The organism is Staphylococcus sp. HMSC06C11, from assembly GCF_001808345.1.
In the GTDB taxonomy this organism is placed as follows: domain Bacteria; phylum Bacillota; class Bacilli; order Staphylococcales; family Staphylococcaceae; genus Staphylococcus; species Staphylococcus capitis.
The window spans coordinates 71,991-94,139 of the sequence record NZ_KV793030.1 but is presented as its reverse complement, the minus strand read 5'-3'; the positions used below and the strand labels follow the sequence as shown (position 1 = coordinate 94,139).

General features: G+C 33.6%; 28 protein-coding genes. 19 read left to right on the top strand and 9 right to left on the bottom strand.

Features of this window, described 5'->3' with window-relative positions:
- The first annotated feature begins 240 nt into the window (after positions 1-240).
- The gene (locus HMPREF3154_RS00555; protein ID WP_023351285.1) at positions 241-582 is read left to right on the top strand and encodes a SarA family transcriptional regulator; all 342 of its coding nucleotides are present in this window, start codon (positions 241-243) and stop codon (positions 580-582) included.
- Between the two features lie 110 nt (positions 583-692).
- Here the strand turns inward: HMPREF3154_RS00555 and HMPREF3154_RS00550 are convergent, their stop codons facing one another.
- The 7 genes from HMPREF3154_RS00550 to HMPREF3154_RS00520 are packed head-to-tail and all read right to left on the bottom strand — an operon-like array spanning position 693 to position 5,740.
- Positions 693-1,529, bottom strand: coding sequence for an urease accessory protein UreD (locus HMPREF3154_RS00550; RefSeq protein WP_023351286.1), 837 nt, complete (start codon positions 1,527-1,529; stop codon positions 693-695).
- Positions 1,529-2,143, bottom strand: a complete 615-nt coding sequence (gene ureG, locus HMPREF3154_RS00545; RefSeq protein ID WP_002453820.1) for an urease accessory protein UreG — start codon at positions 2,141-2,143, stop codon at positions 1,529-1,531. Before ureG ends, HMPREF3154_RS00550 begins: the two co-directional genes overlap by 1 nt.
- A gap of 12 nt (positions 2,144-2,155) precedes the next feature.
- A complete protein-coding gene (locus HMPREF3154_RS00540) occupies positions 2,156-2,845 on the bottom strand; it encodes an urease accessory protein UreF (protein WP_023351287.1) in 690 nt (229 codons plus the stop codon).
- Positions 2,838-3,290 carry an urease accessory protein UreE gene (gene ureE, locus HMPREF3154_RS00535; RefSeq protein WP_002432939.1) on the bottom strand — a complete coding sequence of 151 codons (453 nt, stop codon included), beginning with the start codon at positions 3,288-3,290 and terminating at the stop codon, positions 2,838-2,840. The genes HMPREF3154_RS00540 and ureE overlap by 8 nt, the downstream gene beginning before the upstream one ends.
- 11 nt (positions 3,291-3,301) lie before the next feature.
- A complete protein-coding gene (ureC, locus tag HMPREF3154_RS00530; RefSeq protein ID WP_023351288.1) occupies positions 3,302-5,017 on the bottom strand; it encodes an urease subunit alpha in 1,716 nt (571 codons plus the stop codon).
- A complete protein-coding gene (locus tag HMPREF3154_RS00525) occupies positions 5,017-5,424 on the bottom strand; it encodes an urease subunit beta (protein ID WP_023351289.1) in 408 nt (135 codons plus the stop codon). The genes ureC and HMPREF3154_RS00525 overlap by 1 nt, the downstream gene beginning before the upstream one ends.
- A gap of 13 nt (positions 5,425-5,437) precedes the next feature.
- A complete protein-coding gene (locus tag HMPREF3154_RS00520) occupies positions 5,438-5,740 on the bottom strand; it encodes an urease subunit gamma (RefSeq protein ID WP_002469713.1) in 303 nt (100 codons plus the stop codon).
- A gap of 256 nt (positions 5,741-5,996) precedes the next feature.
- On the opposite strand from HMPREF3154_RS00520, the gene yut reads away from it, so the two are divergent.
- The 6 genes from yut to HMPREF3154_RS00490 all read left to right on the top strand — a co-directional run bounded on the left by yut (position 5,997) and on the right by HMPREF3154_RS00490 (position 11,861).
- A complete protein-coding gene (yut, locus tag HMPREF3154_RS00515; protein WP_023351290.1) occupies positions 5,997-6,896 on the top strand; it encodes an urea transporter in 900 nt (299 codons plus the stop codon).
- Between the two features lie 247 nt (positions 6,897-7,143).
- The gene (locus tag HMPREF3154_RS00510) at positions 7,144-8,289 is read left to right on the top strand and encodes an acyl-CoA dehydrogenase family protein (RefSeq protein WP_023351291.1); all 1,146 of its coding nucleotides are present in this window, start codon (positions 7,144-7,146) and stop codon (positions 8,287-8,289) included.
- A gap of 152 nt (positions 8,290-8,441) precedes the next feature.
- Positions 8,442-9,362: an ABC transporter substrate-binding protein gene (locus HMPREF3154_RS00505; protein WP_002432640.1), complete on the top strand. Its 921-nt coding sequence runs from the start codon at positions 8,442-8,444 to the stop codon at positions 9,360-9,362.
- Positions 9,363-9,487: 125 nt separating this feature from the next.
- Positions 9,488-10,426, top strand: coding sequence for a nucleoside hydrolase (locus HMPREF3154_RS00500; protein ID WP_162837222.1), 939 nt, complete (start codon positions 9,488-9,490; stop codon positions 10,424-10,426).
- Between the two features lie 94 nt (positions 10,427-10,520).
- Positions 10,521-11,069: a biotin transporter BioY gene (locus HMPREF3154_RS00495; protein ID WP_023351293.1), complete on the top strand. Its 549-nt coding sequence runs from the start codon at positions 10,521-10,523 to the stop codon at positions 11,067-11,069.
- A gap of 36 nt (positions 11,070-11,105) precedes the next feature.
- On the top strand, positions 11,106-11,861 hold the full coding sequence (locus HMPREF3154_RS00490; protein ID WP_023351294.1) for a GNAT family N-acetyltransferase: 756 nt from the start codon (positions 11,106-11,108) through the stop codon (positions 11,859-11,861).
- A gap of 45 nt (positions 11,862-11,906) precedes the next feature.
- Here the strand turns inward: HMPREF3154_RS00490 and fdhD are convergent, their stop codons facing one another.
- Positions 11,907-12,695 carry a formate dehydrogenase accessory sulfurtransferase FdhD gene (gene fdhD, locus HMPREF3154_RS00485; RefSeq protein WP_002432564.1) on the bottom strand — a complete coding sequence of 263 codons (789 nt, stop codon included), beginning with the start codon at positions 12,693-12,695 and terminating at the stop codon, positions 11,907-11,909.
- 216 nt (positions 12,696-12,911) lie between these two features.
- On the opposite strand from fdhD, the gene modA reads away from it, so the two are divergent.
- The 5 genes from modA to HMPREF3154_RS00460 all read left to right on the top strand — a co-directional run bounded on the left by modA (position 12,912) and on the right by HMPREF3154_RS00460 (position 16,657).
- Positions 12,912-13,706 carry a molybdate ABC transporter substrate-binding protein gene (gene modA / locus HMPREF3154_RS00480; RefSeq protein WP_002432765.1) on the top strand — a complete coding sequence of 265 codons (795 nt, stop codon included), beginning with the start codon at positions 12,912-12,914 and terminating at the stop codon, positions 13,704-13,706.
- Between the two features lie 13 nt (positions 13,707-13,719).
- Positions 13,720-14,391: a molybdate ABC transporter permease subunit gene (gene modB, locus HMPREF3154_RS00475; protein ID WP_070474220.1), complete on the top strand. Its 672-nt coding sequence runs from the start codon at positions 13,720-13,722 to the stop codon at positions 14,389-14,391.
- Positions 14,392-15,003, top strand: a complete 612-nt coding sequence (locus HMPREF3154_RS00470; RefSeq protein WP_049326489.1) for an ATP-binding cassette domain-containing protein — start codon at positions 14,392-14,394, stop codon at positions 15,001-15,003.
- 113 nt (positions 15,004-15,116) lie between these two features.
- A complete protein-coding gene (locus HMPREF3154_RS00465; protein ID WP_023351298.1) occupies positions 15,117-16,121 on the top strand; it encodes a ThiF family adenylyltransferase in 1,005 nt (334 codons plus the stop codon).
- A gap of 17 nt (positions 16,122-16,138) precedes the next feature.
- Positions 16,139-16,657 carry a MogA/MoaB family molybdenum cofactor biosynthesis protein gene (locus HMPREF3154_RS00460; protein WP_023351299.1) on the top strand — a complete coding sequence of 173 codons (519 nt, stop codon included), beginning with the start codon at positions 16,139-16,141 and terminating at the stop codon, positions 16,655-16,657.
- Positions 16,658-16,750: 93 nt separating this feature from the next.
- Here HMPREF3154_RS00460 and moaC read toward each other — a convergent pair whose 3' ends face one another.
- Positions 16,751-17,239 (bottom strand): cyclic pyranopterin monophosphate synthase MoaC, encoded by a 489-nt coding sequence (moaC, locus tag HMPREF3154_RS00455; protein WP_002432275.1) that lies wholly within the window; start codon positions 17,237-17,239, stop codon positions 16,751-16,753.
- 61 nt (positions 17,240-17,300) lie between these two features.
- Here moaC and glp point away from each other — a divergent pair, with 61 nt between their 5' ends.
- The 7 genes from glp (at position 17,301) to HMPREF3154_RS00420 (ending at position 22,118) form a co-directional block, all read left to right on the top strand.
- Complete coding sequence (glp, locus tag HMPREF3154_RS00450; protein ID WP_070474217.1) at positions 17,301-18,560, top strand: molybdopterin molybdotransferase MoeA; 1,260 nt, start codon at positions 17,301-17,303, stop codon at positions 18,558-18,560.
- Positions 18,557-19,036, top strand: a complete 480-nt coding sequence (mobB, locus tag HMPREF3154_RS00445; protein ID WP_002432705.1) for a molybdopterin-guanine dinucleotide biosynthesis protein B — start codon at positions 18,557-18,559, stop codon at positions 19,034-19,036. The genes glp and mobB overlap by 4 nt, the downstream gene beginning before the upstream one ends.
- A complete protein-coding gene (locus tag HMPREF3154_RS00440; protein ID WP_002432736.1) occupies positions 19,036-19,488 on the top strand; it encodes a molybdenum cofactor biosynthesis protein MoaE in 453 nt (150 codons plus the stop codon). Before mobB ends, HMPREF3154_RS00440 begins: the two co-directional genes overlap by 1 nt.
- A complete protein-coding gene (gene moaD, locus HMPREF3154_RS00435; RefSeq protein ID WP_002432537.1) occupies positions 19,485-19,718 on the top strand; it encodes a molybdopterin converting factor subunit 1 in 234 nt (77 codons plus the stop codon). Before HMPREF3154_RS00440 ends, moaD begins: the two co-directional genes overlap by 4 nt.
- Positions 19,719-19,723: 5 nt before the next feature.
- Positions 19,724-20,329, top strand: coding sequence for a molybdenum cofactor guanylyltransferase MobA (gene mobA, locus HMPREF3154_RS00430; protein ID WP_002432559.1), 606 nt, complete (start codon positions 19,724-19,726; stop codon positions 20,327-20,329).
- A gap of 12 nt (positions 20,330-20,341) precedes the next feature.
- The gene (gene moaA / locus HMPREF3154_RS00425; protein ID WP_002432710.1) at positions 20,342-21,367 is read left to right on the top strand and encodes a GTP 3',8-cyclase MoaA; all 1,026 of its coding nucleotides are present in this window, start codon (positions 20,342-20,344) and stop codon (positions 21,365-21,367) included.
- Positions 21,368-21,767: 400 nt separating this feature from the next.
- Positions 21,768-22,118: a SarA family transcriptional regulator gene (locus HMPREF3154_RS00420; protein ID WP_002432752.1), complete on the top strand. Its 351-nt coding sequence runs from the start codon at positions 21,768-21,770 to the stop codon at positions 22,116-22,118.
- Positions 22,119-22,149 lie beyond the last annotated feature (31 nt).

The window sequence follows — 22,149 nt, the reverse complement described above, 5'->3', positions numbered from 1 at the left end:
TATGATGCAATTAGTGTTATATAAATTGGATTATAATTTTTAATTACATCAAATTCACTTATATAAATGTATAGGTTAAGAAATAAATCTATAAATGCATTTTGTAGTAATAAAAATATTGAATTTTTATACCTATTTGTTTAAAATGTATTTTGTAACATGGGCGGAGAAATTTTCGGTTAGATAAAATACATGTGAACCTTGCTACAACAAGATGTGCATCAGAGGAGTGGTTTTAATATGGGAAAAATCCAAGATATCAATGATTTGGTCAATGCTACATTTCAAGTAAAAAAGTTTTTCAGAGATACTAAAAAGCAATATAATTTAAATTATGAAGAAATTTATATTCTTAATCACATTTTAAAAAGTGAATCTAACGAAATCTCTTCTAAAGAAATTGCTACATGTTCAGAATTTAAACCTTATTATTTAACTAAAGCATTACAAAAATTAAAAGACTTGAATTTATTATCAAAAAAACGAAGCGTGCATGATGAAAGAACAGTTATTGTATTTGTAACAGCGGAGCAACGAGAGAAAATTAAAAAATTAATTGTTGAATTAGAACAATATATTTAAAAAATACTAGAGAACTGAAGTTTCATGTGTGTTTTAAGGATGAAGATTTCTAAAAAAAGACTAGGTCTACTATCGGAGTAGTATGCCTAGTCTTTTAATGTGAATAATAGTTAATATTTTCTTAAAAATTCTATTTCGCGCTGATAAAGTACTTGAGCGATATATGATTGAACTTTCGTTAATATTTTTTCGATAGTTTGTGTACGATTCGCTAAAATACGTATTGCAAGTCCGTGTGTGGGTAACTGTGTAATGCCTAATCTACAATTCAATTTATTTTCATAATGCGATACTTGTTTATAAATATCATCAATAAGATTCTGATTTACTTCTGGATGAATAAAATAAGCTGAGCCTAAATGTGTATAGTCTTCCATATAGCCTATTGAACTAAGTTGATTTTTCTCAGGGTTTAATAGCATATTATCATATGTGACTAACTCGTCTTCTACGTAAATTTCATTAATTAAGTGCATATATTTATAAGTGAAATCATGATCGTCTGAAGAATAGCCAGGCGTTAGAATATCTGTGTAAAACATAGAACTTTCAGCTTCTAAACGAAACGTATTATGTTGATAGAATTTTGCATTTTCATAAGCGATAATTGGATCGGCAACAAATTCCATATAAGAGTGATTCGCCAAATTAAAAGATTGATATTGTTCTACGCGATCATTTAGTGTCTTGTATATTTTTGTGGCGCCTTGGGATGTCAAGGTAACTTGGGCGTTTTCTTCAAGATTTATGTTTAGACGATACCGATCTCCATCTAAATAGCCACCACCGACGTTAACAATATAAAATGTTGGAATTGTAGATTGATTAAGATACACAGGACGAAGGACTTTCAGTGCTTTCTCAAAAAAGATATTTCGTGCAACGGAACGATGCCCGTTATTAAAGACTGTTAAGTCGAGTTCTCCTGTCCATTTAGATTGTGCCATTAAGCTAATCCTTTAAGTAGTGTATCTCGCTCAATCCATTCAATCACTTCATCTAGACCTTCATCCGTTTTCAAATTAGTGAAAGCGAAAGGGCGATTGCGACGAAAGACTTTCGTATCTTCTGCCATTTGTTCTAACGAAGCACCAACATAAGGAGCTAAATCTGTTTTATTTATAATGAAGAAATCAGATTTAATCATTCCTTGTCCGCCTTTGCGAGGAATTTTCTCACCTTGAGCCACATCAATAATATAAATTGAAAAGTCTACAAGTTCAGGACTAAAAGTAGCTGCTAAATTATCGCCACCAGATTCAATGAAAATGAGTTCAATGTCATCATTGCGTTCTAATAATTCATCAATAGCAGCAAAGTTCATAGAAGCATCTTCACGGATTGCAGTATGCGGGCAACCACCTGTTTCTACACCGATAATTCTATCTTCAGGTAGCACACCGCTATTGACTAATATTTTTTCATCTTCTTTAGTGTAAATATCGTTAGTTATGACACCGATACTCATTTCTTGAGATAGACGTTTAACAACTTTTTCTATTAATTGAGTCTTACCTGCACCTACAGGTCCTCCAATTCCAATTCTAATTGGTTCAGCCATAAAATATGCCTCCTATGATATAAATATTCTCACATTCACGTTTTCATGTTCCATTTGGTTTAGTTCTAATCCTGGAGCAGTCATACCAAAATCAGATTCTGCTAGCTCTAATATGTGTTGACGTGTTTTTTCAATATATGGAATCATGTTCGTTACGACTTTTTGTCCGGCAGTTTGACCAAGAGGGATAGCTCTAACAGCGTTCTGAGTTAAACTAGATACGTTTTGGTATAAATAATAATCTATGATTGTGTCAATGTTCATTCCTAAATGATGACCTAAAATAGTAAAGCATATCGCAGGATGTAGCTTTGCTTTTTTGAGATTCATTTGTTCATGATACCACTGGATCCACGGTGCATCATAAAGTTCCATTGCCAATTTAACCATTCTCGTGCCCATTTGTTTCGTACCAACTCGAGTTTCTTTAGGCACACTTTGAACAAATATTTTTTTATCGATGTCCAAAATTTTTGTCTGATTATTATTTTCTAAAGCATCGTATATAATTCGCATTGCCAAACCATCTGAATAGGTCAACTGTTCATTTAAAAAGAGTGTAAGCCACTGTGTAAATGATTCAGCATCATGTACCGTCTGTCGTTGAATATAAGTTTCAAGACCAAATGAGTGACTAAATGCACCAGTCGGAAATTGAGAATCACAGAACTGAAAAAGTCTTAGATGTTGATGATCAATCATGAGAATGTCCTATATGTCTAAATGCTTGATTTACCTTTCTATCTTCATGATTAAAAGGAATACCTAATTGCTTAAGTAAATCTTCAACTAAATAGTCATATTGAACTAACATTTCAGTATCTGTAAATTGTGCTGGAAGGTGACGATTTCCGAGTTGATGTGCAATATCTCCCATCTCTTTAAGGTTTCTAGGTTTAATTACTAATAAATCTTCAGAGTTTACGTCGACCACAATCATATTTGTTTCATCTTGGTATAAGATATCGCCGTATTGTAAATCAATCGGTTGTTTTAATCTGATACCTATTTCATTACCGTGATCAGTTTTGACACGTTGAATTCTTTTTACTAAATCAGAGTTCTCTAAGTAAACTTTTTCAATGTGTTTTTGTTTCTCTTCAGGAGATAAATTCGCAATGTTGCCTTGAATTTCTTCGATAATCATTTGTATGCCTCCTAGAATAAGAAGTATCTTTGAGTTAATGGTAATTCAGTAGCAGCTTCACTAGTGATTTTTTCACCATCTACAAATACTTCATAGGTTTGTGGATCTACATCTAATTTAGGTGTAGCATTATTATTTTTCATATCTGCTTTAGATAACTGACGTATATTTTTAACAGGACGAACCACGCGTTGTAAATTTAATTGACGGGATATACCATTTTCGTAAGCAGTGTTTGATACAAAAGTCATTGCTGTATGAGTAATGTTACCACCGTATTGACCATACATTTTACGATATTTTTGTGGTTCTGAAGTTGGTATAGAACCATTGGCATCACCGTTCACAGCTGAATTAATAAGCCCCCCCTTAACGATGAGTTCAGGTTTGACACCAAAGAATGCTGGGTCCCACACGACAAGGTCGGCAAATTTACCCGGTTCAATTGAACCAACGTAATCTGAAATACCATGAGTGATAGCAGGGTTAATTGTATATTTAGCAATATATCTTTTAATACGATTATTGTCATTATATTCAGAGTCACCTTCTAGTAATCCGCGTTGCTCTTTCATGCGGTGGGCAACTTGCCAAGTACGAATAATCACTTCACCCACACGTCCCATTGCTTGTGAGTCAGAACTAATCATACTGAATACGCCCATATCTTGAAGTACGTCTTCGGCCGCAATCGTTTCTTTACGAATTCTTGAATCTGCGAAAGCAATATCTTCAGGTATAGAAGCATTTAAATGATGGGTAATCATTACCATATCTAAGTGTTCATCTACAGTATTATGTGTATAAGGTAGGGTCGGATTCGTAGAGGACGGTAAAATATTTGGATAAGCAGCGGATTTAATTAAGTCTGGAGCATGTCCGCCACCAGCACCTTCAGTATGGTACATGTGTAACACTCTATTTTTAACAGCTGCCATCGTATCTTCCATAAAGCCAGCTTCGTTTAACGTATCCGCATGAAGTGCGATTTGGATATCAAATTCGTCTGCGACATCTAATGCATGACTTAATGCTGAAGGCGTAGCACCCCAGTCTTCGTGTACTTTTAGACCGATTACACCAGCATGAATTTGTTCAATCAGCGCTGTATGATTTACGGCCTGACCTTTACCAGTAAATCCTACATTAATAGGGAGTTCTTCTGCGGCTTCTAACATACGATGTATATGCCATGGGCCTGGAGTCACAGTAGTTGCTTTAGTACCTTCAGATGCACCAGTACCACCACCAATATGTGTAGTAATACCGCTCTCAAGGGCTACTTCAGCTTGTTCCGGATTGATAAAGTGTACGTGTGTATCTATACCTCCGGCTGTAACGATTTTACCTTCTGCAGCGATAATGTCAGTGTTTGAACCAATAATAATATCTACATTATCCATAATATCAGGATTGCCTGCTTTACCAATTTTGAAAATGTAGCCATTTTTAACGCCAATATCTGCTTTGACAACTTTGTCATAATCGATAATTAGGGCATTCGTTAATACAAGATCTGCTACGTTTCTATCATCTCGGGTTACATTCGGATTTTGCGCCATGCCATCGCGAATTGATTTACCACCACCGAAAGTAGCTTCATCACCGAAATTAGCATAGTCTTTTTCAACTTGTGCGAAAAGGTTTGTGTCTCCTAATCTCACTGAATCACCAACGGTAGGACCGTATAAGCTTGTATACTGAGATTGTGTCATTTTAAAACTCATTATTGCTTACCACCTTTTTTATTCGCATTTTGTTCGCCTTCATCACCGAAAATGCCAGCATTTTCATCATTTTTACCAGTTGGACGATAGACGCGTTCTTCGTCTATATCACCATTGACCAAACCGCGGAAACCAAAGATTTTACGATGACCAGCATATTCAACAAGTTGAACTTCCTTTTCGTCACCAGGTTCAAATCTAACAGCAGCTCCAGCAGGGATATCTAAATGCTTTCCATATGCTTTTTCGCGATCAAATGCTAGAGCTTTATTAGCTTCAAAGAAATGAAAATGAGAACCAACTTGGATAGGTCTGTCACCTGTATTCTTTACTTCAATAACAGTTTCAGGATGATGTTTATTGATTTCTATTTCTGTACTTTTAACTTTTATTTCACCAGGAATCATTATATAGTCCTCCTTAAACTATCGGATGATGGACAGTAATTAATTTAGTTCCATCTGGAAATGTTGCTTCGATTTCAATTTCTTTTATCATACTTGCAACACCGTCCATGACATCATCTTCATTTAAAATCGTTTTGCCATAGCTCATTAGTTCAGCAACAGTTTTACCATCTCTTGCTCCTTCAAGTAGTTCATCACTAATCAAAGCAAGTGCTTCAGGATGATTGAGTTTAAGGCCTCGTGCTTTACGGCGACGAGCAACTTCTGCAGCCACAACTATCATTAACTTATCTTGCTCTCGTTGTGTGAAATGCAAAAATAATCCCTTCTTTCAAAAAAATTTGCCTTGCAAAATTAATCTTAGAACGATTTAATTGAATAAACAAGTAATGCGGTAAGATAATTTTGTTATTTTAATAAAGATGTTTTACAATTAGTGTACAAATAACATCGAATATAATTTTTATCTAATATTTAAAAATATTCTATTAGAAAAAGGATTATTAATATTTAAGATATTTTATTTTAGCACTAGAATATACTTAAAATTTTTAAGAATTAAGGTGAAAGAATTGAAAACAATTGAAGTAATATTGAAAAATATCGCTCAGGTATTATTGATTAATAGTAAATGGACTGGTTTATTAGTATTGATTGGTTTATTTGTTGCGAATTGGAAAGTGGGTTTAAGTGCACTTCTTGCTAGTAGTATTGCTTACTTACTTGCACCGTATATGAACTACTCACAAGAAGAAATTGACAATGGGTTAGCAGGATTTAGTCCGGTACTAACTGCTATAGCATTAATATTATTCATAGACAATAATTGGAGTGGCGTATTAATGACGTTAATTGCAACAATATTAACACTACCTATGAGTTCAGCAATTAGAGAATTTTTGAAACCATATGGTGTATCTATGCTAACTTCACCTTTTGTCATTATGACTTGGATTACTGTATTAATACCTGGACAAGTTAAACATTTAACTACTGAACTAGATATCATTCCTGGTCATATTAAAAAAGCGTCATTTGATCTTGGGAATGAACATATCCAATTTTTTAAATCTCTTATAGAAGGGTTTAGCCAAGTATTTCTTGTACCAAATTTTATAGGTGGTTTATTTATCCTAGTTGGTATATTTATAGGTTCTAGGAAGGCTGGCATTTACGCAGTTATTGCTAATCTTGTGGGTTTCGTCATCGTTGGATTATTAGGTGGTAATTATACAGACATCAATGAAGGTTTATTCGGCTATAATTTAGTTTTAACGGCAATTGCACTAGGTGTTACTTTTAAAACAACGATGAATAGCTATTTGGTTACAGGTTGTGGTGTATTGTTAACAGTATTTATACATCTTGGATTAAATACGTTGCTTGAACCTTTTGGTTTGCCTGCATTAACCATGCCGTTTATTTTAGCAACGTGGTTGATGCTGTTTGCAGGAGAGAAACATCGAACTTAAATTATTTTGCTGAAGATGTAGTTCGATTTAGGAAAGTTGTTCGCTAAGTTAAGTGTTAAATATTAATTACGTGATGTAGAAGATGAAGCCTTGGATGATACAATTTGGAGATCATTCAAGGCTTTTTTAGAGGGTTCGGAAATATATTTTAATCGTGAGAAACATTTTCAAAAAGGAGACTTTCAAATATAAAAGTCGAGTGTTAAACTAGGATTAATTAAAAGGGAATGTATTTGAGGTGAGAGAAGTGGTACAGTCGTTTCTAGTACGCACAGAAATTCAAAAAAGATGGATCGCAAAGTTTAAGCAAGTGGAAGATATATTTAAACAACGAGCTGCGGAAAATGATATTCAAGGTCAATTTCCATTTGAAAATATAAAATGGTTAGTCGATGAGGGATATACTAAATTGACTTTACCTAAAGAGTACGGTGGAGAAGGTGCAACAATAGAAGATATGGTCATCTTACAAAGTTATTTAGGTGCAATAGATGGCGCAACGGCTTTATCAATTGGATGGCATCTCAGTGTGGTTGGTCAATTATATGAACAAAATATGTGGGAGCAAAGTATGCTCAATACATTCGCGAATGAGATTGTAAATGGAGCGCTAGTTAATCGTGCTGTTAGCGAAGCAGAAACCGGTAGTCCTACTAGAGGTGGGCGGCCAGGTACACATGCTGTTAAAGAAGACAATGGTTATGTGCTAAATGGAGTTAAAACATTTACCTCAATGAGTAAAGCATTAACGCATTACATTGTTGGAGCTTATGTAGAAGAGCTCGATACAGTTGGATTCTTCTTAGTACCTCGAGAATTTGATGGCGTTGAAGTTGCTGATAATTGGAATATGGTAGGAATGCGTGCCACTGAAAGTCATGACTTAGTTCTTAATGATGTTCATATACCATACGAGTATTTTGTTGAAGCTAGTCGTAAACCTCAACCGAATGGGTGGATTCTTCATATACCAAGTTGTTATTTGGGTATTGCGCAAGCTGCTCGAGATTATGCAGTTCATTTTGCGGAAAATTATAGCCCCAATAGCATTGAAGGAACAATAGCAGATTTGCCGACCGTTCAACAGAATTTAGGTAAAATGGAAAGTTTATTATTGTCGGCGCGCCATTTCTTATGGAGTACTGCTCAAGGTTACCAAATATATGAAGAAGATGCGCAAATTTGGAATGTAACTTCAGCTAGTAAGGTAATGGTGATGAATCAAGGGATGGAAGTCATAGATTTAGCAATGAGAATCGTTGGAGCTAAAAGTTTAGAGATGGATCGACCGTTGCAACGTTATTATAGAGATATGAGGGCTGGATTGCATAATCCTCCTATGGAAGACATGGCTTATACGAATATTGCTAAAAGTATTACAGGTAAGATGTAAGGGGTGTCTTAATACAACATGTTATCGTTCTCGGATAACATGTTGTTTTTTTAATTTTTAAAAATATGAATTTAATAAACTATTGTAAAACTACAATGATTTTCGTATAATTAATAACGAAATTGATAATCGTTATCACTTAGGAGGGAACTATGAGAAAATTATTATTACCTTTAATTGTCTTAGTCCTAGTATTAGCAGCATGCGGAAACAACTCAGGAAACAGTTCGAAGGACTCAGATAAAAAGGCAGAAACTAAGTCATATAAAACAGATGATGGTAAAACAATTAAAATACCTAAAGATCCAAAACGTATTGCAGTTGTTGCACCTTCATACGCAGGTGGAATTAAAAAATTAGGTGGAAATATCGTTGCAGTAAGTAATCAAGTTGATCAAAGTCATATTTTAAAAGATAAATTTAAAGGTGTTACTAAAGTGGGAGACGACGATGTTGAAAAAGTTGCCAAGCAAAAACCAGATTTAATCATCGTTTTAGATCAAAATAAAAATATTAAAAAATATAAAAAAATTGCAGCTACTGTACCTTTCAATTACCAAAAGCATAAATACCTAGAGCAACAAGAGGAATTAGGTAAATTACTTGGTAAAGAAGACGAAGTTAAAAAATGGGAAAAACAGTGGAAAGAAAAAACAGCTAAAGACGGTAAAGAAATCAAGAACAAGATAGGTAAAGATGCTACAGTTTCAATCTTCGATGAATTTGATAAAAAATTATATACATACGGTGATAACTGGGGTCGTGGTGGCGAAGTATTATATCAAGCATTCGGATTAAAGATGTCTAAAGGTCAAAATGATTTAACTAAAAAAGCAGGTTGGGCAGAAGTAAATCAAGAGCAAATTGAGAAAGTTGCAGGGGATTATATTGTGTCAACAAGTGCCGGTAAATCTACTCCAGGTTATGAAAAAACAAATATCTGGAAAAATTTACCTGCAGTTAAAAAAGGCCACGTTGTTAAGGTAAAAGCTGAAACTTATTGGTATAATGATCCTTATACGTTAGACTTTATGCGTAAAGACTTGAAGAAAAAATTAATGGATGCAAAATAATATTCAAAAAAGGGAATTAACGAATATCAATTGGTTATATTGCAGGTTGCTACAATAGTGGCAACCTGTTTTTAATACACTATGAGAATTTTGATAAAATAATAATTAAGAATGGAGGAGAGATAATTATGACTAAAGTTTATTTTAACCATGATGGTGGAGTTGATGATTTAATTTCTTTATTTTTATTACTGCAAATGGAAGATGTTGAATTAATTGGTGTGAGTACAATTGGAGCCGACTGTTATCTTGAACCTTCATTGAGTGCATCAGTAAAAATTATTAATCGATTTTCTAATCAATCGATACAAGTTGCACCATCTTACGAAAGAGGTAAAAATCCATTTCCTAAAGAATGGAGAATGCACGCCTTCTTTATGGATGCATTACCAATTTTAAATGAAAGCCAAACGCCTAAACGAGCTAATGAAAGTAACTATGAAGCTTATGAAGATATAATCCAAAAAGTAAACGCAAGTACTGAAAAGGTGACATTACTCTTTACTGGTCCACTTACCGACTTAGCTAAAGCGATGTGTCATGATCAATCATTCCTATCAAATGTAGAAAAATTAGTATGGATGGGTGGAACTTTTCTAGATAAAGGCAATGTTGAAGAACCAGAACACGATGGCACTGCAGAATGGAATGCGTTCTGGGACCCTGAAGCGGTTAAAACGGTGTTCGATAGTAATCTTAAGATTGATATGGTAGCTTTAGAAAGTACAAATCAAGTGCCTTTGACATTAGATGTGCGCCAAAAATGGGCGGACGAGAGAGAATTTGTAGGGATTGATTTTTTAGGAGTAAGTTATGCTGCAGTACCACCATTAACGCATTTCTTTACAAATTCTACATACTTTTTATGGGATGTTCTAACAACTGCATATGTTGGTATGCCTAAACTAGTAAAATCAGTAAAAATGAATGTGAATGTAATAAGTCATGGGCCGAGTCAAGGAAAGACTTACAAAGATGATAACGGGCGTAAAGTGAATGTAGTTAATTATGTTGAACATAATGCGTTTTTCGATTATATTTCTTATTTAGCGAAAAAAGCTTAATAAGTAGAATTAATAATTTCGGGATATGTAAACTTTTTATTTATTAAAGTTTACATTGGTGTTATAATCATTCTCATGTAAGGAGGATGAACAAGTGAGTACAAAGAATTTAGTTTTTACAGCTTTGATGACTGCCATTATTTGCATTTTAGGATTAGTACCTGGTGTGCCTTTACCGTTTATGCCGGTACCAATTGTGTTACAGAACATTGGTATCTTTTTAGCTGGGATCATATTAGGGCGTAAAATGGGCGCATTGAGTGTGATTGTCTTTTTATTATTAGTTGCCACAGGTTTACCAGTTTTATCCGGAGGACGTGGAGGAATAGGTGTATTTGTTGGCCCATCAGCAGGATTCCTATTTTTATATCCATTTATAGCTTACTTTATTGGATTAATTAGAGACCGTTATTATGGGAAAATTAATTTCCTTATACTCTTCGTCACTACATTAATTATCGGGGTTCTAGCTTTAGATATCATCGGTACTATCATTATGGGATTCATTATACATATACCGATTTCTAAGGCATTTTTACTATCATTTACATTTATGCCTGGAGATATTATTAAAGCTATTATATCTAGCTTGATTGGTGCGACCATCTTAAATCACACTCGTTTTAAAAGTTTGATACAATAACATTAATATATATCAAACTTTGCGAGGTAGAAATCTATGAATCACATCACGTTAAATGATATCTATGTCGATGGTGTGAAATATTCAGAAGACAACCGTAAAATCATTTATTTAACGCCGGGACATCCACTTAAATTTGATAGTAATACATGGATCTATAAAAAAATGCCCACAATAAGTCAATGGACAGAAGATTTGAAAGAACAACAGGAATATCATCTTAAACAAGGTTCAAATCATTTGTCGTTTTATTTTCCTGAAAATGAAGTTCTTAGTAAACAATGGTTAGATATTATTAGACTACAAGGTTTTGAACTAGGTATTTTGGAATTGTATGCAATAGAGGCTAATGAACTAAGGCAATTGCCTCAAAATAATCAAGTGATAATTCAGCAAGTGACAAAGCAAAACATTGATGATTATGTATATATTCATAACTACTTTGCTCTACCTTTTGGAGAACAGTATGCCAAAGAAAGTGCAAAGCAAATCAAGGAATGCTTCTTGTCAGATGAAAAAAATAGGTTAATTGCGTACTTAGGGAAAAAGCCTGTTGGAATTGTTGATTTAATTATTACATCACATACGGTGGAAATAGATGGATTAGGTGTGATGGAGCAATACAGACATAACGCTATTGGTTCATCAATTCAATCGCACGTCGGTAAATTAGCTAAAACCAATCCAGTAATTCTTGTCGCAGATGGTGAAGATACAGCTAAGGATATGTACATAAAGCAAGGTTATACATATTTGGGTTTTAGGTATCAAATTTTAAAAGAAAACATCTAATAAAAAGGCTAGTGAATTTAGGAAAAACAAATTTCCTATATTTCACTAGCCTTTTATACGTTCTGGATGGCTATAAATATTAAAGTTACCATCTCTAATAAATCCAATTGCTGTAATGTTTAAGTCTTTCGCTAATTGCACAGCTAATGTTGTTGGGGCTGATTTAGAAAGTATCACACCTACGCCAATTTTTGCTGCTTTAATTAATATTTCAGAAGAAATACGACCGCTAAATATTAATACCTTATCTCTTACCGAAATATGTCTTTGTATACAATAACCATATAACTTATCAAGTGCATTATGACGTCCAATATCTTGTCTATGTTCAAAAAAGGTATTACCATCACTAATTGCTGCGTTGTGTAAGCCGCCGGTTTGTTTGAATATTACACTAGCACTTTGAAGTTGAGTCATCATCCTTAAAATCTGTTGAGGATGTAATTCGATTTTAGACATCGAAGTTTTAGCAATGGCGGCATCATTATGAAAGTAAAACTCACGACTTTTCCCGCAACATGAGGCAATCATACGTTTCGTAGAATATTCAAAACGATCTCCCAATGATTTAGTTAATTCTACATGAGCAAAGCCTTTACTATCATCAATTTGAATTGATTTTAATTCGTCTCTCTTTAGAATGGCTCCCTCTGAAGCGAGAAATCCTAGTACAAGTTCTTCCATATTGGTTGGGCTACAAATAATAGTAGCAAATTCTTCGCCGTTAACCATGATAGTTAAAGGGAATTCTGTAACATAAAAGTCTTCGGTTTCAAATAATTGCCCGTTTTCATATCTTATAATTGATTGATTACTCGAAACATCATTATTCATCTTGTTTTGCTCCCCATTTTAGTCATAATACAATCATAATGCTAAATATTAAAAATTTAAATGCTTTTGTTTATGTAAACTTTTTAATAATTAATGTAAGAGCTATAAAAGAAAATGCTCACTCAAATGTTCTATTAAATGTAATTATTTTTCAAAAAAGGACTTTTCAAGATTCTCCTTCAGAGTATAATGTAAATAGAGTGGAGGGATTAGTTTATGAAAATAAAACATTTTTTAGTTGCTATGTTAGTTCTGTGTCTAGTATTAGCAGGATGTTCGAACTCTAGCAATAGTAGTAAAGATAGTGATAAAAAAGATGAAAGCTCGTCTGATAATAGTAAAAAGCAAGAATTACAAATCTCTGCTGCAGCGAGTTTAACTGATGTTAGTAAAGCACTTGCGAAAGAATTTAAAAAGGATCACAAAAACGCTGATATTAAATTTAATTACGGTGGTTCTGGTGCGTTAAGACAACAAATTGAAACAGGTGCTCCTGTAGATGTATTTATGTCTGCAAACACTAAAGATGTGGATCAATTAAAAGACAAGAAGAAAGCGCATGATACATATAATTATGCTAAAAATAAACTTGTATTAATTGGTGACAAGGATAAGAATTATAAATCAGTTAAAGATTTAAAAGATGGTGATAAACTTGCTTTAGGTGAAGTGAAAACTGTACCAGCAGGTAAGTACGCTAAACAATATTTAGAAGATAATAATTTATATAATTCAGTAAAAGATAAAATCATTAATGCCAAAGACGTTAAACAAGTATTGAATTATGTTGAAAAAGGTAATGCGCAAGAAGGTTTTGTATATAAAACTGACTTATACAATCAAAAGAAAAAGACCGATAAAGTAAAAGAGATTGAACAAGTTAAATTAAGTAAACCAATCACTTATAAAGCTGGTGCAACTTCTGAGAAGAAACTAGCTAAAGAATGGATGAAATTCTTAAAATCTGATAAAGCTAAAAAAATTCTTAAAGAATACCAATTCTCGGCTTAAGGAGTATTAAACTATGCCTGATTTAACATCATTTTGGATATCATTACGTGTCGCGATTACAAGTACAATCATTGTAACAATTTTAGGAATATTTGTTTCCAAATGGTTATATAATAAAAAAGGGCATTGGGTAAAAATCCTTGAAAGTTTTATAATATTACCAATAGTACTTCCACCTACAGTACTTGGTTTTATATTATTAATAGTTTTTTCAACAAGAGGACCTATAGGTCAGTTCCTCACCAATATTCTACACTTACCAGTAGTTTTTACTTTGACAGGTGCAGTACTTGCATCTGTCATTGTTAGTTTTCCTCTAATGTATCAACATACAATTGGTGGATTTAGAATGATAGATAAGAAAATGCTAAACACTGCGCGTACAATGGGTGCAAGCGAAACTAAAATATTTTTCAAATTGATATTACCTTTATCCAAACGTTCTATATTAGCAGGCATTATGATGAGCTTTGCTCGCGCGATTGGTGAGTTCGGTGCGACGTTAATGGTGGCTGGATATATTCCTAATAAGACAAATACGTTGTCGCTTGAAATTTATTTCTTAGTTGAACAAGGTAAGGAAAATGAAGCTTGGCTATGGGTACTCGTTCTAGTCGCCTTTTCTGTAGTCGTTATTACTACGATTAATTTAATCAATCATGATAAATATAGGGAGGTCGATTAGATGTTGAAGATTCAATTAGAATACTTACTAAAGGATATCAATATCCGTGTCGACATTAATGATAAAATCCCTAAAATATATGCCATTCGAGGTCCGTCGGGAATAGGTAAAACTACTGTACTAAATATCATAGCTGGTTTAAAGAAAGCTGACCGAGCACTAATTAAAGTGAATAATCGTATCTTGACTGATACGGAAAATAAAATTAATGTCAAAATTCAACAACGTAATGTTGGATATCTATTTCAAGATTATCAGCTTTTTCCAAATATGAACGTGTATAAAAATATCACTTTTATGACTGAACCATCTGAGCATATAAATAATTTAATTCAGACACTAAACATTTCTCACTTAGTTACTCAATATCCAATGACTTTATCTGGTGGAGAAGCGCAACGTGTTGCATTAGCACGTTCATTAAGTACGAAGCCTGATTTGATATTACTTGATGAGCCTTTCTCAAGTTTAGATGATGCGACGAAGGATGAGAGTATCGCACTGGTCCAAAAGATATTTGATGAGTGGAAGATACCTATTATTTTTGTTACACATTCAAATTATGAAGCTAAGAAGATGGCACACGAAATTGTAAATATTGGCAATGAATAAATGAACATTAGCACCTCTTTCTGTAATGGGAGAGGTGTTTGTGTGTATAAATTTTGTTACTTACAAAAATAGACATTATAATAGAAACAAATATTGATGAGAGGATAACCAATATGAATCAAGAACGTTATTCTAGGCAAATGTTATTTAAACATATTGGGCAAGAAGGACATAGAAAGATTGAAAATCAACATGGCCTTATTATTGGAATGGGCGCATTGGGTACGCACTTGGCAGAAGGGTTAGTTAGAGCAGGCATTGGTAAATTAACTATAGTTGATAGAGATTATATTGAATATAGTAACTTGCAAAGACAAACACTTTACACAGAAAATGACGCACATGAAGCATTACCTAAAGTGATAGCTGCAAAGAACAGGCTAATTCAAATACGTAATGATGTCGTTATTGAGGCATGGATAGAACATGTGGATTATCCTTTTTTAGAACAACATGGTAAAGAAGTAGATTTAATACTTGATGCGACTGATAATTTCGATACAAGACAATTAATCAATGATTTCGCTTATAAGCATCATATTCCTTGGATATATGGTGGAGTAGTTCAAAGTACTTACGCCGAGGCTACATTTATCCCAGAACAAACACCTTGTTTTAATTGTCTTATGCCTCAATTGCCTTCAGTAAATTTAACATGTGATACTGTAGGCGTGATTCAACCTGCGGTGACTATGACTACAAGTCTTCAATTAAAAGACGCATTAAAGTTGCTAACAGGTCATGATATTAAGCCTCAGTTGACTTATGGAGATATATGGGAAGGTGATCATTATAGGATTGGGTTTAGTAAAATGCATCAAGATCGATGCCCGACATGCGGTAGTCGCCCTCATTTTCCATATTTAAATCAGGAACGCCAAAATTATGCCACACTTTGTGGGCGAGATACAGTACAGTATAAGAATAAAAATATTTCTCAGGAAATACTTACTACCTTTCTAGAACAGCATCATATACATTATCGCACGAATCATTATATGACTATTTTTAAATTTAGGGGTCATCGTATTGTTGCATTCAATGGAGGTAGGTTCCTTATTCATAATATGACTCAACCTCAACAAGCGATACAATTAATTAATCAATTGTTTGGATAATAAAGGAGTGAATTATCATGAACAATCATCAACATGAACATGTTCAATTAGAAAGAAATATTAATGTAGCATTACTAACTGTTTCTGACACAAGGGATTTCGATAGTGATAAAGGCGGGCAATTAGTTCAATCACTTCTAAAAGAGATTAATGTAAGTATAGAAGAACACCATTATAAGATTGTTAAAGATGATAAAAATGCAATTACATTACAGATAAAACAATGGTTAGAAGACAATGAAAATTTAGATGTCATTATTACAACAGGTGGTACTGGTATTTCTCAAAGAGATGTTACGATTGAAGCGGTAAGACCATTATTAACTAAAGAATTAGAAGGATTTGGAGAATTATTTCGTTATTTAAGTTACACAGAGGATGTGGGTACACGCGCATTATTATCACGCGCTATTGGAGGCACAGCAAAAGATAAATTAATCTTTGCTTTACCTGGATCAACTGGGGCAGTCAAACTTGCAATTGAAAAACTAATTAAACCTGAATTAAATCACCTTGTTCATGAATTAACGAAATAATAGTGAATAAAGATTTAGGGATAGCAGGTAAACTACATTGATTTACATTACCATCCCTTATTTCAATCAACAATCATGACATGAATGTATTTCTCATACTTTTCTTTGATAGTCACCAGACTTACCACCAGACTTAGATTCTAAATAGGTTTGACCAATGACCATCCCTTTATCGACTGCTTTAGTCATATCATAAACAGTTAAAGCTGTTGCTGATGCGGCAGTGAGTGCTTCCATTTCAACGCCCGTTTTACCAGTTGTTGAAACAATTGCAGTGATATTCAATATATAATGAGGTGTTTGAGATGTATCCCATTCAAAATTGACATCTATACCTGTTAGAGGTAAAGGATGGCACATAGGTATAATTGTAGATGTGTTTTTAGCAGCCATAATTCCTGCTATTTGTGCAGTATTGAGTACATTACCTTTTTTATTAGTATTATCGATAATTTGCCTATAAATCGTTTCATTTACAGTAATACTTGAATGGGCACGTGCTTGACGTTTAGTTACTTCTTTGTCAGAAACATCAACCATCTTAGCGTTCCCTTGTTCGTTTATATGTGTAAAGTTATTCATACTATTCCTCCTAGCAGGATTTAGTATATCATGAAAATAATTTATTTTTGGAGATGAAAATATGCCAGTTGAAAAAAGAAATCCTATTCCAGTAAAAGAAGCGATTTCTCGCATAATGAAACAAAATGTGTCGATTCGTACTACGAAAGTGGATTTAGATGAAAGTTTGGGGCATGTTCTTGCAGAAGATATTGTTGCAACGTATGATATTCCACGTTTTAATAAGTCACCATATGATGGGTTCGCCATACGTAGTGAAGATTCTAAAGATGCTAGCGGTGAACATCGCATTGAATTTGAGGTTATCGATCATATAGGAGCGGGTTCAGTCTCAACTAAGACTTTAGGGAAAAATCAAGCGGTTCGTATTATGACTGGTGCGCAAATACCAGAGGGTGCTGATGCAGTTGTGATGTTTGAACAAACTATTGAATCTGAATCAACTTTTACTATACGTAAGCCGTTTGATCATCTTGAAAATATATCACTAAAAGGCGAAGAAACGACAACTGGAGATATCGTACTTAAAAAAGGACAACATATTAATCCTGGTGCGATTGCAGTATTAGCAACGTATGGCTATACACAAGTTCCTGTAACGATTAAACCAAGTGTAGCAATTATAGCGACAGGTAGTGAGTTGTTAGATGTAGAAGATGAATTAGAACCTGGTAAGATTAGAAATTCAAACGGACCTATGATTAAAGCGTTAGCTAAAAAAATTGGTTTAGAAGTAGGCACATATCAATTACAACAGGATAATCTGGAAAGTAGCATTCAAGTAGTTAAAGATGCTTTATCTCAACATGATATCGTCATTACTACAGGTGGTGTGTCAGTAGGTGATTTCGATTATCTACCAGAAATATATAAAGCGATAGATGCAAATGTCTTATTTAATAAGGTTGCTCAAAGATCAGGAAGTGTTACAACAGTCGCATTTAGTAATGGACAATATTTATTTGGTTTATCTGGGAATCCTTCAGCTTGTTTTACTGGTTTTGAATTATACGTTAAACCAGCTGTTAATAAATTGATAGGCGCAAGTGAGTGTTATCCTCAAATAATCAAAGCGACACTTATGGAAGATTTTACTAAGCCTAATCCTTTTACTCGTTTTATCAGAGCTAAAGCGACTTTAACACCTTCAGGTACTACAGTTGTCCCTTCAGGTTTTAATAAATCAGGTGCTGTTGTAGCGATTGCACATGCCAATGCGATGATTATGTTACCTAGTGGAACACGAGGATTCAAAGCAGGGCACACGGTGGATGTAATACTTACAGAATCCAATGCGTTTGAAGAGGAATTGTTGTTGTGATTATACAAATTGTAGGATATAAAAATTCAGGAAAGACAACTTTAATGGCACATGCGGTTTCATTTCTAAAAGAAAAAGGATTTACTGTAGCGACAATTAAACATCATGGCCATTTGGGTAATGATATTACACTGCAAAATGATGATGTTGATCATATGAAACATTTTAATGCAGGCGCTGATCAAAGCATTGTACAAGGTGAAACATTTCAACAAACAGTAACACGTATAAGTAAACAGAATCTTACTGATATTATTAAAGAATCTGTTACAATTGATTGTAATATCATCTTGGTAGAAGGTTTTAAAGAAGAACCGTTCAAAAAAGTTGTTGTATATAGAGATGATAGCGACTTAGAAATGTTATCTAAGCTAACCAATGTATGTTTCACTATCAATTTGAACGAATCAAATGTTTATGAAAAATTTGAGATTGCATTGTTAGAATTGATTAAGATAGAAGGATTGAAAAATTAATGAAGCAATTTGAAATCGTGACTGAACCGATTCAAACTGAGCTATACAGAGATTACACACTTAATGAACATCAAGGTGCAGTTGTGGTTTTTACTGGTCATGTTAGAGAATGGACAAAGGGAGTTCGAACAGAATATCTAGAATATGAAGCTTATACTCCTATGGCAGAGAAGAAACTAGCCCAAATTGGCGATGAAATTAAGCAACGTTGGCCCGGCACGATAACTACAATTGTGCATCGTATCGGACCGTTACAAATTTCTGATATCGCAGTGCTTATAGCGGTATCTTCACCACATAGAAAAGATGCTTATCAAGCAAATGAGTATGCAATTGAACGCATAAAAGAAATTGTTCCTATATGGAAAAAAGAAATTTGGGAAGATGGTGAAGAGTGGCAAGGCCACCAAAAGGGTACCCATCAAGAAGCGAAGAGGGGGAGAATATTATGAAAGTACTTTACTTCGCAGAATTGAAAGAAATTTTGAATCAATCATCTGAAGAGATAGATACTCAAAAAACGATGACAGTTCAAGAATTTGAAGCATATCTGTTTGAACAACATCCGGAAATTGAAAGTAAAAAATTTCAAGTCGCAGTGAATGAGGAGTTTGTCAGAAAAGATGATATTGTACAACCTCAAGATACTGTAGCACTTATTCCACCAGTTAGTGGAGGTTAAGTTTAGTGAAAGCAATGATATTAGCAGGTGGTCATTCTGAACGCTTTGGTAAACCTAAAGCATTTGCAGAAATAGAAGGGCAACCATTTTATAAAAAAATCATAAACACTTTGACTTCAACAAATATGTTTAACGAGGTTATTATTAGCACCAATGAACAATTAGCGCCTTTATTTGAACATCAAAATGTTGTTATTGACGATAATAATAGTAGAAATAAGGGTCCATTAGCAGGAATTTATTCAGTAATGAAACAATATTCAGATGAGGAATTATTTTTTGTAGTTTCAGTTGATACACCTATGATTACAAGTAAAGCTATAAGTGGATTATATCAGTTTATGATTTCTCATCTCATTGAGGATCACCTAGATATTGCGGCTTTTAAAGATGCAGAAACAAAAATACCCACGATTGCCTTTTATAGTCCGCATGCATTGAAAACGATAGAGGCAGCTTTGCAATCAGATGACTATAGTTTGCGACATGTGTACAATCAATTATCCACTGACTGGTTAGACGTTTCTGAAATTCATTCTCCTCATTATTGGTACGACAATATTAACTATCAGCAAGACTTGGACTCTCTAAAAACGAAGATAAGAAATTAAGGAGGCCCAAATATGGTAGTAGAGCAAATTAAAGATAAATTAGGCCGCCCTATACGTGATATAAGGTTATCTGTCACAGATAGATGTAACTTTAGGTGTGATTATTGTATGCCTAAAGAGATATTTGGAGATGATTTTGTCTTTTTACCTAAAGAAGAGCTACTAACTTTTGAAGAAATGACTCGTATCTCACGTATTTATGCTGAATTAGGTGTCAAAAAGATTAGAATTACTGGAGGCGAACCTTTATTACGTCGTAATTTATATCAATTGATTGAACAGCTCAATGAGATTGAGGGTATTGAGGATATTGGCTTAACGACAAATGGCTTGCTTTTAAAGAAACATGGCCAAAATCTCTATAATGCAGGACTCCGTCGCATTAATGTAAGTTTAGATGCGATTGACGATGAGGTTTTCCAAGCAATTAATAACCGTAATATTAAAGCTTCTACTATTTTAGAACAAATAGACTATGCAGTTTCAATCGGATTTCACGTTAAAGTGAATGTCGTCATACAAAAAGGTGTGAATGATGACCAAATCATACCAATGATAGACTATTTTAAAGATAAGCAGATTGAAATTCGATTTATAGAATTTATGGATGTTGGTAATGACAATGGTTGGGATTTTAGTAAAGTTGTTACCAAAGATGAAATGCTAAATATGATTGAAGAACATTTTAATATTGAGCCACTAGAACCTAAATATTTTGGAGAAGTTGCTAAATATTATAGGCATAGTGATAACGGAGCGAAGTTTGGTTTGATAACTAGTGTGTCTCAATCATTCTGTTCTACATGTACTCGAGCACGACTCTCATCAGATGGTAAATTTTACGGATGTTTATTTGCTACTGTGGATGGATTTAACGTTAAATCATTCATGAGATCTGGAGCAACAGATGAAGAATTAAAAGAACAATTCAAAGCGCTGTGGCATATTCGAGATGACCGATATTCTGATGAACGAACAGAACAAACTGTTGCTAATCGCAAACGTAAAAAAATAAATATGAATTATATCGGAGGATAGTAGCCAGACCAACAGAGTATTTCATAGAAAACTGTATCTAGTCAAAAAAGATTGGAATTCCTTATTAACTCCTCATTTTATGTCGCCAAACTTTTTAGAGTCTGGCGATTTTCGCCATATAGCTTCAAATTAACTATTGTGTGTTGTTTTAATTTTAAATGTTTATATTTTAAAGCGTTTAATTATGTAACATAGCTATAGCAAAATCTATTTAGATATTTTATATGCCTTTCAATATATAACTGATTGTTTAAAATGTTTAAATTCTTAACAAGATTTAGACGCTATTTTAATATTTGTAATAGATTAAATGCAAACTTTGTTATATAATAAAGTTAAGCAATTGAATTTTATAATGCAAACATAACATCTAAGAATCAACATTAGGAGGCATTTTATTATGAGTAACAAAGTACAACGTTTTATCGCATCTGAAAGAGAATTAAGTCAACTTAAACATTGGTTAAAGACGACTTATCGCATTTCGATTGAAGAATTTGTGGTTTTATACAAAGTTTATGCAGATACTAAGATTAGTGGTAAAGAACTCCGTGATACATTACATTTTGAAATGTTATGGGATACAAGTAAAATTGATGTAATTATAAGAAAGATTTACAAAAAAGAGTTAATTTCTAAATTACGTTCTGAAACAGATGAAAGACAAGTATTCTATTTCTTTGATGCTAAACAAAAGAAATTATTAGATAAAATGACTGGTGAAATTGAAACAATTAGTATTGCTAATTAATAGATTAAGCGCCTATCCCAAAATATAAGGG